Source organism: Microbacterium sp. JB110, assembly GCF_003335195.1.
Classification (GTDB): domain Bacteria; phylum Actinomycetota; class Actinomycetes; order Actinomycetales; family Microbacteriaceae; genus Microbacterium.
In genome coordinates, this window is record NZ_QPGM01000006.1 from 151153 (window position 1) to 163858 (window position 12706).

Genomic DNA, 12706 nt, shown 5'->3' on the forward strand with positions numbered 1-12706 from the left:
GCATACGGCGAATGCTTCGCAGGTCGGCTCGTCGATGACAAGCTGGGAGGCATGAGCAACGGCGCCTATGTTTCAGTTCTCGACATGTTCTCGATCGGCATCGGTCCGTCGAGTTCGCATACCGTGGGGCCGATGCGTGCTGCCCGCGCGTTCGTCGCAGAGCTGGAGGCCTCGGGCGTTCTCACTGGTGTGACGCATGTGCGCATCGCGCTGCACGGATCTCTTGCTGCGACCGGAATCGGGCACGGTACGCCGGGCGCCGTCGTCGCGGGACTGACAGGGCTGGATCCGAGCACCTGCGACCCCGACGAGGTGCGCGTTGCGTGGCCGCCTGCGGCCGAGGGGTCCGAGGTCGTGCTGGAGGGCGGCCCGATGGTGCGGATCCGCCCCGACGACGTCGAGTTCGCGGCGCGCACACCGGATCTCGCTCACCCCAACACGATTGTGTTCACTGCCTCGAGCGACGCCGGTGTGCTGGCGGAGACCACCTATCTCTCAGTCGGCGGGGGCTTCATCCGCAGACTCGGCGACGACGAACAGAAGGGCAACGCCGCCCTGTCCGCATTCTCGACTGCGGCCGAGCTGCTCGCGCTCTGCGCGAACCGCGGCCGCTCCATCGGAGACATCGCACGCGAGGCCGAACGCACAGCGCGCAACGACGACGAACTCGACGCCGGCATCGACGCGATTGTCGCCGCGATGACGGGCTGTATCCGGGCCGGTCTCTCGACGGGCGGCGTCCTGCCGGGCGGGCTCGACGTTCCCCGTCGCGCGCCCGCGTTCCGTGCGCGGCTGGAGCAGGCAGATCCGGGCACCCCCGATCTCGCGGTCAGCTGGCTGCATGCGTACACGCTCGCCGTCAACGAGGAGAACGCAGCGGGCGGACGCGTCGTCACCGCTCCCACGAACGGCGCCGCCGGGATCGTTCCGGCCGTTCTGCAGTACTACCTCGACGCGCACCCTGCTGACCTCGTCGCGGGCTCGCGCGAGTTCCTGCTCACGGCGACGGCGATCGGCTCCCTGGTGAAGGCGAACGCCTCGATCTCAGGCGCCGACGGTGGTTGTCAGGCCGAAGTCGGCTCTGCCTGCGCGATGGCGGCGGCCGGACTGTGCGCCGTGCTCGGCGGAACGCCGTGGCAGGTCGAGAATGCCGCAGAGATCGCGATCGAGCATCACCTCGGGCTCACGTGCGACCCCGTCGGCGGCCTCGTGCAGATTCCATGCATCGAGCGGAACGCCGTCGCCGCGTCGACCGCCGTCACGGCCGCGCGGCTCGCCCTGCACGGCGATGGCAGTCACCGCGTCTCGCTCGACATCGCGATCGAGACAATGCGTCAGACGGGCGTCGACATGAGCAGCAAGTACAAGGAGACGAGCCTCGGCGGCCTCGCCGTGAACGTCATCGAGTGCTGAGGCCGTACTAGCGCAGCCACGCGTCGCGGTTCTCCGCGATGAAGGCGTCGTCGTGCAGATCGGGATACGCGCGTCTGACCCGTTCGATCTCGTCGGCCTGGCCGGGGGAGAGGCCCTCGTCGGGGTCGAGGCACCACACGCCCTTGAGCAGCCCCTGCTGCCGGAGGACCTCGTGTACGCCGGCGATGACCCCGTGGAACGCGTGACGCGGGTCGAAGACCGCCTGGTTGACGTCGACCATGTCGACGGCCTGGCTACCGAGCTCGCGATACGCGGCGGGGTCGGTGGCGGCACGGTGGGCCTGATCCAGCATCCGCACCGCCGCACGCGTGCCGACGGCCCACTGCCCGAGCAGGCCACCGGCGAAGCGCAGCGTGCGCGGCCCGTCCGCGGAGTCGACGTGAAACTCCGCGAGCAGGTCGGCGACGATCGCGTCGTCATTCCCCGTGTACAGGGCGACCTCGTCCGCACGCCCCGACTCGGCGACTCCGCGCACCAGTTCGAGCGTGCGGTAGCGGTCGAATGGGGCGGATTTCACCGCAACGACTGAGGGGATCCGGGCGAACTCGCGCCAGAAATCGCGGTGGAGCACCGGGCCGCCGATCGCCTCCTGCAGGTAGAAGCCGATGACCGGCAGCACCTCACCCACCGCGCGAGCGCGATCCAGCAGCTGCGCATCGGTCGCACCGGGCACCCGCGGGCTGACCAGGACCGCGTCGTATCCGAGCCCGCGCGCGATCTCAGCCTCGGCGACTGCCTGCGCGGTGTCGCCTGCCACCCCCGCGACGCGTACGACGCTGTCGTCGGCCCGCTCGGACATCTCCTCCGCGGCGAGGGCGAGCACCGGCTCGAACAGCGCGTGCTGCGGATCCCGGATGGCGAACTGGGTCGTGTGCACGCCGACGGCGATGCCTCCTGCGCCTGAGTCGATGTAGTACCGTGTCAGAGCGCGCTGACGACGCTCGTCGAGTCGTCGTTGCGCGGTCAGCGCCAGCGGATGCGCGGGGATGACTGTGCCTGCTGCGAGTGTGCGCGCCGCCGCGGTGCGCAGTACGGGAACCGTCGCCATCAGAACTTCCCATCCCGCACGGCCCACTTCGTGGGCTTGCCGAGCATGGGCAGCTCGTCCCGCAGCCAGGCCGCCTGCAACCGGATCAGGCTGTCGGCCGAGAGCTGCGGGTAGCCGAACAGACCCATGCATCGGCGAGCATCGCTGAGCAGGGCCGTACTCTGCGGCTCATCGACCAGCGAGACATCTCGGCCGAGCAGCTCTGCGAACTGTCGGGCGATCGACTCGACGCTGAGCGTCTCGGGCCCGGTGAGATTGATCGTGAAGCGGTCGGACGACGCGTGCCGCAGTGATCGCAGCACGACCTCGTTCGCGTATCCCTGCCAGACCACGTTCACGTTGCCGGTGCTCAGCGACACGGGTTCGCCTGCGTGCACGGCGCGCCCGATATCGGCGAGCACCCCGTATCGCAGATCGACGGCGTAGTTGAGCCGGACGATCGACACGCGCGTGCCGCGTTCCTGGGCACCGAACTCGAACACCCGCTCGCGGCCGAGACACGACTGCGCGTACTCGCCGATCGGCGCTGGCTGCACATCCTCGCCCGCGCCCCCGGATGTCGCAGGGACGAAGGGATACACGTTGCCTGTGGAGAGCACGGAGATCGCGCTGTCGCGGTAGCGCCGTGCGACCCGGTCGGGCAGAGCCGCGTTGACCTGCCACGCCCATGAGGCGTTTGTGGCGGCACCGAACTTGGCTCCGACCATGAACACGACGTTCGCCGCATCCGGAAGCGAGGAGAAGTCGTCGTTATCGACGAGGTCGAAGGGGATGACCTCGACGCCCGCGGCGTTGAGCCGCGCGCGCACATCGGCATCGCCGAATCGGGAGACGGCGTGCACGACGTCGCTCTCCCGCCCGGCGGCATCGAGACCGCGCCGGGCGAGCGTCGCCAGCGTCGGGCCCATCTTGCCGCCGGCGCCGAGGATCACGATGTCGCCGGAACCTGCGGCAAGATCCGCGACGAGTGCGTCTGACGGTGTCGCGAGCGCCTCCTCGAGCTCCGTTTCCGAGGCGTACCCGGTTCTGTTCGGTTCGGTCTGGGTCATAGGAACTTCCCTGCGTAGGTGATGGCCAGGAGGATGAGGAACAGCACGCCGAGGCCGGCGAGGACGAGCTGTGGGATCGAGATCTTCAGACGACCGCGGTCGCGATGGCGTGCGAGCAGAACCATCACCAGGCCGATCAGCGGCACGATGAAGATCGTGACCGCCTGTGCGGTCAGGATCAGCTGGATCGGGATGCCGCCGAAGACGATCGCGACGATTCCGCCGATCGCCATGACGACCGTGACGCACACCTTCACGATCGGGGAGTCCAGTCCACCGGACTCCTTGCCGATCGCACCGGCCAGCATCGAGCCGCCGATCGTGGCGTTTCCGACGAGAGAGGTGAAGGCCGCGGCCCACAGGCCGATCGCGAACAGCACCGGTGCCCACTGGCCGATCGGTTGCAACACCGCCGCCAGATCGGCGGGTGAGCTGACCGTTTCACCCGCCGGGTTCAGCACGCCGGCGGCCGCGATCATGATCACGAACGACAGGCCGCCGAGGATGACTGTGCCGAGGCTGGCGTCGCGCCGGGCCTGCACGAACTCATCCGGCCCCCAACCCTTCTCGCGCACCAGGGTGATCTGATAGAACGCTCCGACGACCGAGAAGGTCGTCGCCACGGCTGCCACGACGACGGCGTTGGAGCCGGTCGGGATGGTCGGGATCAGCCCGCGCAGCAGCGCGCCGGGGTCGGGCTGCGAGACGACTGCGGTGATCACGAAGAGGACGAGCATCAGCAGTACGAGCGGAACCATCACGCGCTCGAGATTGCGGTAGAAGGACGGCAGCCAGACGAACGCGATCGCGACCGCGGTGAAGACGCCGGCGAGAACCGCCGTGTTCGTGTCGAACAGGACCTCCGCCGCCGCGCCCGCGCCGACCGAGTTGCCGGCTTGGAACGAGGCGACCACGACGAGTGCCCCCAGCGCGATGAGGATGCCGACGATGCGACCGAAGCGGGCGGAGACGGTGCCGACGGAGCCTTGATCCGTGGTGAGCCCGATTCGCACGGCGATGTTCACGAAGCACAGCATCAGGATCGTCGCGACCACGGGAACCCACACGAGGTCGTACGCGAAGCCTGCGCCGAGTGAACTCGCCGTCGTGATGGACCCGGGCCCGAACACCAGGGCAGCCGTCACGAATGCGGGGCCGATTCGCCATCGCGACCGTGCGTGCCCGGCCGCGGCTCCGGATGTCGTCTGTGAACTCATGATGCCCCTTTGCTCGTCATGTGGATGCACCAATTATGCAACCATGCTCATATAATTCGTCAAGCCCCACCCTCGAGAAATGCAGACTGTGCGGGCGGAATCTCACCTGCTCGTGTGCTAATTTTTCGACACGACCTGAGGAGGATCGTTGGAACAGCGCCAGATGCGATCGGTCGCCGCTCGCGCGGCGATGCGTCTGCGCGATCTCGGCCCCGCGACGCTCTCTGAGCTGTCCCGGGAACTCGACCTCTCACGCACATCCGTCGAGAACGCCCTTCCGCAGCTCTCGAGGAGCGGCCTGGTCGCGCTCGCGCCGGCGACGCAGGGGACAGGGGCGGGGCGACCGGCAAAGCGGTACCGGTTCGTCGCCTCCGAGGGTGTGGTCGTCGGGGTGGACGTCGGGCTCGCGAGTGTACGCGTGGTGGTTGCGGATCTTGCGGGCACCGTCGCCGCAAGTCGCCAGTTCGCCGGTATCGAAGAGGCGGGCAGCGGGGCGGACAAGCTGGTCGCCACGATCGAGTGCATCCGCGCAACGCTTTCCGAAGCGGGGATCCTCCAAGCGAGAGTGCGATCCATCGGCACCGCGCTGCCCGGAATCGTGAACGACCGCGGGCAGGTGGTGCGATCGATCGTGATCCCGGAGTGGACCGGCGCGGACATCGCCGCTCGTATGCGCGAGACGTTCGCCTGCCCAGTCACCGTCGACAACGGCGTCAGGCTCGCGGCCGTCGCGGAGCATCATCTGGGCGTGGCTCAGCTCATCGACGACATCCTCTATGTCTCCGTCGGCAACCGCATCGCGACGAGCCTCATCCTGAACGGTGTCCCGCGGCGGGGTGCGCACCACATCGCCGGCGATGTCGGCCGGGTGGCGTTTCGAGGGCTCAAGGCGCATACCGGCCGAATCGTCTGGGAGTCGGCGCCCACTGCGCGCGAAGTATTCGATCGCGCCGATGCCGGCGACAAGGCGGCCGTCGATGAGATCGCCCGGTTCGTCGACGAGGTGGCACACGGCATCGCCGTGCTGAGCATGGCGATCGACCCGGCGATGATCGTGGTCGGCGGCGGTCTTTCCGGTGCGCACGAGCGATTCCTAGGTCCTCTGCGCCGCGCGATCCCCGCGCAGGTCGGGTACCCGATCGATCTCCCCGTCGTCGAAGCCAGGCTGGGTGCCGATGCGCCGGCCCACGGCGCCCTCGTGCACGCATTCCGGACTCACGCCGACGACGTGTTCGGCATCGTGGGGATGTCCGTGCCACCGATCATTCCGAGTTCCGCCGGGCAGTGAGCGGGTCGGCGCCGCCCCGCGCCGTGCCGCCCCGCTCTCGCATGCGGGCGACGGTGTCGCCCGGCCGCCCCGTCTTGCCTCATGTCAATAGGTCCGGGAGCGATTGGTGCTTGCCTCAGGTAAAAGGTCCGCGTAGAGAGGGTCAGGCGGCGGGGCGGGTGCCCTGGGTGCGGGCGGCGGCGAGGTCGATGAGCTGCTGCTGGATGCGGATGATGCGGCGAGTGATCGCGGCGGGGTTCAGCTTCACATGCTCGGCTGCCAACCGCTCTGCGGCGCGCTGGTCGAGCACGTCGGCGTCGAGGAGCCGTTGGTAGGGGGTGCGTGGCTTGTCGTAGACGCGCTTCTTTCGGCCTGAGTTCGTGTGGGTCCAGCTGGTGGCTTTCACGCAGGACAGCAGGTGGTTCTTCCGCTTCATGACCAGTGAGTGCAGCTCGTTCAGGAGTCGGAGCTCGTGGTCGGTCTCGTAGCGGTAGCGGAAGGCGTGGCGGCGGACCCAGTCGCCGTTGCGCTGCTCGACGTGCGCGTTGTCGTTGTGCTGGTAGGGGCGGCCTCTCGTGACCGGGATGCCCCGTTCGTCGCACCAGGCGATCACGGACCAGTTCAAGAACTCGGATCCGTTGTCGAAGTCCATCCCCACGATCGGGACCGGGGAGGCCCGCCGGAGCCAGTCCATCCCGGCCTTGACGTTCTTGTGGGCGTTGTTACGGATGCCGCGGATCAGGGTCCACCCGATCACCGGGTCGGTCGCGGTCAGCGTGCGCAGGTACTCGCCCCGGGTGGAGTGACCGCAGTGCGCGACGGTGTCCAGCTCGTAGAACCCCGGCCCCGGCGGGAGGCCGTCCATCGCGGTGTGCACCGGGATCGACGAGCGCAGGATGTGCGAGGGTTTCGTCGTGCCCAGCGCCTGCGGGTGGCGGGCGTCGCGATGGGGTTTCAGGTACCGGTCGATCGTCGCGGCCGACATCTGATGCAGCTCGTCCAGCACCGCGTCGCTGACCCTGGCCGCGACGCGGCCGAGCTCGTTGAAACGGACCAGGCGTTCGAGGGTGTCGTCCATGACCGCCGCGAGGTACTTGCCCGACGGCTGGCCGGCCAGCGCCCATACCTCCTGCAACACCACGAGCGCGTCGTAGGAGTACTTCCGCGGGCGCGGCTTGCGGCGCTGGTCACGGGCGGCCCCCTTCCGGGCTTCGGCCTTCCGGATCGCGCGGCGAGCGTAGTCGCGGTGCCACCCGGTCGCCTCGACCAGCGCGTCCAGGATGCGCGCCTTCCCGGCCCGATCCTGCGACCGGTACTCTTTCGCCAGCCTCTTCGTGATCTCCCGGCGCGCCGTCATGCTCAACTCCCCGCTCATCCGGCCAGGGAACCACCACCGTTACGCGGACCTTTATACGTGAGGCACACGCTGCCGCTCCCGGACCTTTTAGCTGAGTCAAGTCGTGCCCTTCCATGCGAGGGAGGCCAGAGGTACCCTCGCAGGACACGGGCGACCGGGGGAAGCGACATGATCGGCAACAGCTACTGGACCACGACCTACGGGCCGAAGAACCCGCAGCTCTTCCTTGATGAGATCGCCATGCAGACCGAGCTCCGACGGGAGCGCTCGCTTCGCTGGCACGAGTTCTGTGGGTACTGGCTGCACCGGACGAAAGACGCAGGCGCGCGACACCGTCGGTGAGTCCAGGCGACTTCGTCGATTCGCTGGACGACACTCTCCGATTCGCGGCAGTGCTGACCGCTCTCACCGCACCGCGAACACGCGGTCGGCGTGGGGGCGGGTGGCGCGGATCAGCTGCGCGTTGAGCTCGTCGCTGCCTGTGGCGCGCTCCATCGCCTCCGCGCGGTCGCGGCCGAAGCGCTCGTGGCGGGCGATCAGGCGCTCGACGCGGGTGTCGTCGCCCGGGTCGAGGAACCACGCCTCGTCGAGCAGGTCGCGCACGCGCTCCCAGCCGCCGTCATCGTGCAGCAGATAGTTCCCCTCCACGATCACGACGGGCACGGCGCCGTGCACCGGTACGCAGCTGCCGATCGGCTCGTCGAGCTCGGGGTCGAAGTACGGCGCGTACAGCTCGCCGTCATCCGGTTCCTGCGCCCTGATGCGCTCGAGCAGTGAGACGAAGCCGTCCACGTCGAAGGTGTGCGGGGCGCCCTTGCGACCGTGCAGGCCGCGCGCGTGCAGCAGGCGGTCGGCGAAGTGGTAGCCGTCCATGCCGACGAGCACCGAGACGCCGTCGGCGACCAGCGCCTCGGCGACCGTGGATTTCCCCGCCCCCGGCGCCCCGGTGATCCCGATGATGCGCCGGATGCCGGTGGCCGCGAGATCGCGCACGCGAGCGCGCAGGGCGTCGACCGTCACGAGCTCGGCGGCTGCGTCATCCGGGACCGCGCTGCGCGCATCCGCGGCCGTCACGCTCTGGACATCCGGAGTCGTGCGTTCTGCCGCGCTCATGCCGGCACCACCTGCACCTTGCGCCCGCGCCCCGCGCGGAACAGCTCGAGCGCGTCGCCGTACTCGGCCAGCGGCACCCTGTCGCTGATGAACACCTCGGGCGGGATCACCCCGGTCGCGAACAGGTCGGCTGCGCGGTCGTAGGAGTTCAGCGTCGCCATCGAACCGGTGATCGTGATCTCGTGCCGGAAGATCCGGTACGGCTCGATCGTGGCGCGCGCGTCGTACGAGGCCACCCCGAACTGCAGGAACGTGCCTCCGCGGTCCACGCGCCCCAGCCCGTCCTGGATCGCGTGCTGATTGCCCGTCGCGTCCACCACGAGCTCCCAGCCGTACGGCCTGTCGAGTTCGTCGGCGCTGGTGACCGCGGCGTCGCAGCCGAGCTGCCGCGCCACATCGAGCTTGGCCGGATTGAGGTCGACGACCTCGACGCTTGCGACACCCGCGCGCTTGGCCAGCTGCAGCATCATCAGCCCCATCGTGCCCGCACCGTAGATCAGCGCGCGGTTGCCCATCTGCGTCTTCAGCACGTCATAGCCCCGGATGGCGCACGAGAGCGGTTCGATCAGCGTCGCGTCGCGCACGTCGACGTGGTCGGGCAGCTTCACCAGGTGGCGCTGGTCGACCGCGCAGAACTCCGCCGCCCCGCCATTCCAGCTCGTGCCGTAGCCGCCGGCGATCTCGCAGAGGTTCGTCAGCCCCTTCTTGCAGTACCGGCACTCGTGGCAGATGTTCGACGGGTTCACGCCGACGCGGTCGCCCGGCTTCACATGCGTGACCTCACCGCCCACCTCGAGCACCGTGCCGGCGAACTCGTGCCCTGGCACCACAGGGAAGGTGTCGCTGAACTCGCCCTCCAGGATGTGCAGGTCGGTGCCGCAGATGCCGGATGCCGCAACCTCGATGAGCGCATCGCGCGGGCCCGGTGTCGGATCGGGGATCGTCGTGCATTCGAACGATCCCGGCTGGGTGAAGACGACGGCCTTCATGAGATCACCTCACAGAGTCTGGTCACCTCTCGGGCGACGGCGTCGCGCCCCGGCGCGAGGTACTTTCGGGGGTCGACCAGCCGCTCGTTCGAGGCGAGGGCGTCGCGCACGGCGGCGGTCATGATCGAGTTCAGGTGCGTGGACACGTTGATCTTGCGCATGCCCGCGTCGATCGCGCGCCGGATGTCGGCATCGGCGACGCCGCTGGAGCCGTGCAGCACCAGCGGAACGGGAACGGCCTCCCGCAGCGAGGCGATCAGGTCGAGGTCGAGCGCGGCGTCGCGCGAGGTCATGGCGTGCGAGCTGCCGACGGCGACAGCCAGCGCGTCGACTCCGGTCGCCTCGACGAAGGCGACCGCCTCATCCGGATCGGTGCGCACGCCTGGCGCGTGGGCGCCGTCCTTGCCGCCGATCTCGCCGAGCTCCGCCTCGACCCACGCGCCGTGCTCGTGCGCCTCGGCGACCATCTGCGCGGTGCGCGAGACGTTCTCGTCGTACGGCGAGGTCGCCGCGTCGAACATCACCGACGTGAACCCGAGCCGGAGCGCCTCGCGCACGAGCGCCTCGCTCTCGGCGTGGTCGAGGTGCAGTGCGACGTCGATGTTCGCGGTCTCGGCGATGCGGCGGCTGGCGAGCGCGATGGGCGCAAGCGCCCCGTGGTACTTCGCGGCGTTCTCCGAGATCTGCAGCACAACGGGCGAGGCGGCGCTCTCCGCGCCGGCGACGATGGCTTCCGCGTGCTCGAGCTGGATCACGTTGAACGCGGCGGCGACGCGGCGCTCCGCGAGGATGCGGTCGGTGGTGACGAGGGGCATGTATCTCCGTTGAGGCAGTCGTGCGGAATCAGGCGAGGATCAGCTCGGGGCCGGCGGCCCTGATCTCGTCGGCGATGTCGGGGGGAGCGGCGGAATCGGTGACGACGACGTCGAACTCGTCGAGGTCGGCGTAGCGGCAGAACGACTCGCGGCCCAGCTTGGACGACGTCACCGCGAGCACTCTGAAGCGCGCGGCCTTCACCAGCGCCGACTTCAGCGCGGCTTCCTCGGGGATCGTCGTCGTCGCGCCGTGCGACGTCACCCCGTTGGCGCCGACGATGGCCACGTCGCCGCGCAGCTTGGCGAGCCGCTGCCATCCCCACAGGTCGACGGCGCCGTGCGTGACATGGCGGACGCGACCGGGCAGTGCGAACACCGACAGCCGGGGCCGCTCGGCCAGCAGCGAGATCGCGGGGATGTTGTTGGTCACCACGGTGAGCTCCCTGTCGGGGAAGACCTCGGCGAGCACGTGCGTCGTGGAGCCGGAGTCCATCATCACGACGCCGTCGTCCGGCAGCAGCTCGACGATGCGCGCAGCGATCGACAGCTTCGCGTCGCGTTCGCGCTCGTTGCGGCTGCCGATCGCGGCTTCGAAGGGCTCGGGATCGCGCAGGATCGCGCCGCCGCGGTGCCGGTGCAGAATGCCCTGGCGCTCGAGCACGGACAGATCGCGACGGATGGTCTCGGCCGTGACTTCGAGGTGGTCGGTCAGGGCGGAGATCATCACGCTGCCGTCGCCTGTGCGCGCGAGACGAACGATCTCGCTCTGGCGCTCGGCGGGGTACATGTCGCTCCTTCGCGATGCGGGCCGGGCTCCCGATGTCGGGCGCCCTCTTGAATTGTGGCCCGCCGCGGCCGCAATCGCAACACAAACACACATCCGGATGTGGCGATTCCGTCACAAACTCACATCTGGTCTTGTGGTTTTCCTCGCGATCGGGCATTGTTTAGTTCGCTCAACGGTCGGAACCACACATCCGGCCATGCCATCCGGTCAATGAAGACGAAAGGGCACACCATGACACAGCACTCCAATCGCCGACGCATCGTCGTCGGGGTCGGCGTCCTCGCAAGCGGCGCGCTGCTGGCCAGCTGCGCCGGCGCGGGCGGCGGCGGAGGAGGCGGTGGCGAGGACGGCGTCACGACGCTGACCCTCGCGACCGTGAACAACCCGCAGATGGTCGACATGCAGGAACTCGCCGACGCCTTCCATGAAGAGCACGAGGACATCAGAGTCGAGTTCGTGCAGATGGAGGAGAACGATCTGCGCGACAAGGTCACCACCGACATCTCGACGGGCGGCGGCCAGTACGACATCATGACGATCGGGTCGTACGAGGTGCCCATCTGGGCCGAGAACGGCTGGCTCGCCGATCTCACCGAGTACTCCTCGGCCGAGGAGTACGACGTCGACGACCTGATGCCGCCCGTGCGCGACGCGCTCACGGTCGACGACAGCCTCTACGCCGTGCCGTTCTACGCCGAGTCGTCGTTCCTGATGTACAACGAGGAGATCCTCGACGAAGCGGGCCTCGAGGTGCCTGAGCACCCCACGTGGCAGGAGATCGCCGAGATGGCGCGCGAAGTCGACGACGACGACACCACGGGCATCTGCCTGCGCGGCAAGCCGGGGTGGGGCGAGCTGTTCGCTCCGCTGACCACGGTCGTGCAGACCTTCGGCGGAAACTGGTACGACGAGGACTGGAACGCACAGGTCGACGGTGAGGGCTTCACCGAGGCCGTGCAGTTCTACACCGACCTGGTCGCGGACGCCGGCGAGTCCGACCCCGTCTCCTACGGCTTCACCGAGTGCCTGAACCTGTTCACGCAGGGCGACGCGGCGTTCTGGTACGACGCGACGAGCGCGGCAGGCTCCGTCGAATCCGCCGACCTGAGCGATGTCGCCGGCAAGATCGGCTATGCGCACGCACCGACGGTCGAGACGGAGGAGTCCGGCTGGCTGTGGGCGTGGAACCTCGCGATCCCGGAGTCCTCGGAGAAGAAGGACGCGGCGTGGGAGTTCATGCAGTGGGCCACCAGCAAGGAGTACGTCGAGCTGGTCGGCAACGAGCTCGGCTGGAGCCGCGTGCCCCCGGGATCGCGCCAGTCGACGTACGAGCTCGCTGAGTACCAGGAAGAAGCGGGAGCCTTCGCCGACCTCACGTACGACATCATGACGTCGGTCGACCCGACGCAGCCCGGTGTCGATCCGCAGCCGTGGACCGGCATCCAGTACGTGACGATTCCGGAGTTCCAGGACGTCGGCAACCAGGTCTCGCAGGAGATCGCCGAGGTCTTCGCCGGGCGGGCCAGCGTCGAGGACGCGCTCGCCGCGGGGCAGAGGATCGCCCAGGACGCGGGAGACGCGCAGAAGTGACGCTCTCCGCGGGTCGGGCCGCAGGCGGCCCGACCCGCAC

The 12706-nt window shown here is 68.8% G+C and carries 12 protein-coding genes; 4 read left to right on the plus strand and 8 right to left on the minus strand.

The features are described 5' to 3' along the window. The first annotated feature begins 51 nt into the window (after positions 1 to 51). Positions 52 to 1413, plus strand: coding sequence for an L-serine ammonia-lyase (locus tag CIK77_RS11880; RefSeq protein WP_087053867.1), 1362 nt, complete (start codon positions 52 to 54; stop codon positions 1411 to 1413). A 7-nt stretch (positions 1414 to 1420) separates the two neighbouring features. Here the strand turns inward: CIK77_RS11880 and CIK77_RS11885 are convergent, their stop codons facing one another. From CIK77_RS11885 to CIK77_RS11895, 3 genes are read right to left on the minus strand one after another with little or no spacing between them, the layout of a single operon-like run. Then, positions 1421 to 2482, minus strand: a complete 1062-nt coding sequence (locus tag CIK77_RS11885; RefSeq protein WP_087053866.1) for a dihydrodipicolinate synthase family protein — start codon at positions 2480 to 2482, stop codon at positions 1421 to 1423. Continuing rightward, positions 2482 to 3531, minus strand: a complete 1050-nt coding sequence (locus CIK77_RS11890; RefSeq protein ID WP_087053865.1) for an NAD-dependent epimerase/dehydratase family protein — start codon at positions 3529 to 3531, stop codon at positions 2482 to 2484. Before CIK77_RS11890 ends, CIK77_RS11885 begins: the two co-directional genes overlap by 1 nt. Further along, positions 3528 to 4748, minus strand: coding sequence for an Nramp family divalent metal transporter (locus CIK77_RS11895; RefSeq protein WP_087053864.1), 1221 nt, complete (start codon positions 4746 to 4748; stop codon positions 3528 to 3530). Before CIK77_RS11895 ends, CIK77_RS11890 begins: the two co-directional genes overlap by 4 nt. Before the next feature lie 148 nt (positions 4749 to 4896). Here CIK77_RS11895 and CIK77_RS11900 point away from each other — a divergent pair, with 148 nt between their 5' ends. Beyond that, positions 4897 to 6036, plus strand: coding sequence for an ROK family transcriptional regulator (locus CIK77_RS11900; protein ID WP_249268473.1), 1140 nt, complete (start codon positions 4897 to 4899; stop codon positions 6034 to 6036). A 142-nt stretch (positions 6037 to 6178) separates the two neighbouring features. Here the strand turns inward: CIK77_RS11900 and CIK77_RS18170 are convergent, their stop codons facing one another. Further along, the gene (locus CIK77_RS18170) at positions 6179 to 7372 is read right to left on the minus strand and encodes a transposase family protein (RefSeq protein WP_258861474.1); all 1194 of its coding nucleotides are present in this window, start codon (positions 7370 to 7372) and stop codon (positions 6179 to 6181) included. A gap of 168 nt (positions 7373 to 7540) precedes the next feature. Here CIK77_RS18170 and CIK77_RS17710 point away from each other — a divergent pair, with 168 nt between their 5' ends. Continuing rightward, on the plus strand, positions 7541 to 7714 hold the full coding sequence (locus CIK77_RS17710) for a hypothetical protein (protein WP_170934030.1): 174 nt from the start codon (positions 7541 to 7543) through the stop codon (positions 7712 to 7714). A 63-nt stretch (positions 7715 to 7777) separates the two neighbouring features. Here the strand turns inward: CIK77_RS17710 and CIK77_RS11910 are convergent, their stop codons facing one another. From CIK77_RS11910 to CIK77_RS11925, 4 genes are read right to left on the minus strand one after another with little or no spacing between them, the layout of a single operon-like run. Further along, positions 7778 to 8485 carry a nucleoside/nucleotide kinase family protein gene (locus CIK77_RS11910; protein WP_114347260.1) on the minus strand — a complete coding sequence of 236 codons (708 nt, stop codon included), beginning with the start codon at positions 8483 to 8485 and terminating at the stop codon, positions 7778 to 7780. Beyond that, entirely contained in the window at positions 8482 to 9474 is a 993-nt protein-coding gene (locus CIK77_RS11915) for a zinc-dependent alcohol dehydrogenase family protein (protein ID WP_087054036.1), read from the minus strand. Before CIK77_RS11915 ends, CIK77_RS11910 begins: the two co-directional genes overlap by 4 nt. Further along, a complete protein-coding gene (locus CIK77_RS11920; protein ID WP_087054037.1) occupies positions 9471 to 10289 on the minus strand; it encodes a class II fructose-bisphosphate aldolase in 819 nt (272 codons plus the stop codon). The genes CIK77_RS11915 and CIK77_RS11920 overlap by 4 nt, the downstream gene beginning before the upstream one ends. A 28-nt stretch (positions 10290 to 10317) precedes the next feature. Continuing rightward, positions 10318 to 11076 carry a DeoR/GlpR family DNA-binding transcription regulator gene (locus tag CIK77_RS11925; protein ID WP_170934054.1) on the minus strand — a complete coding sequence of 253 codons (759 nt, stop codon included), beginning with the start codon at positions 11074 to 11076 and terminating at the stop codon, positions 10318 to 10320. A 231-nt stretch (positions 11077 to 11307) separates the two neighbouring features. Between CIK77_RS11925 and CIK77_RS11930 the strand changes: the two genes are divergently transcribed. Further along, positions 11308 to 12666, plus strand: coding sequence for an ABC transporter substrate-binding protein (locus CIK77_RS11930; protein ID WP_087054039.1), 1359 nt, complete (start codon positions 11308 to 11310; stop codon positions 12664 to 12666). Positions 12667 to 12706: the final 40 nt, after the last annotated feature.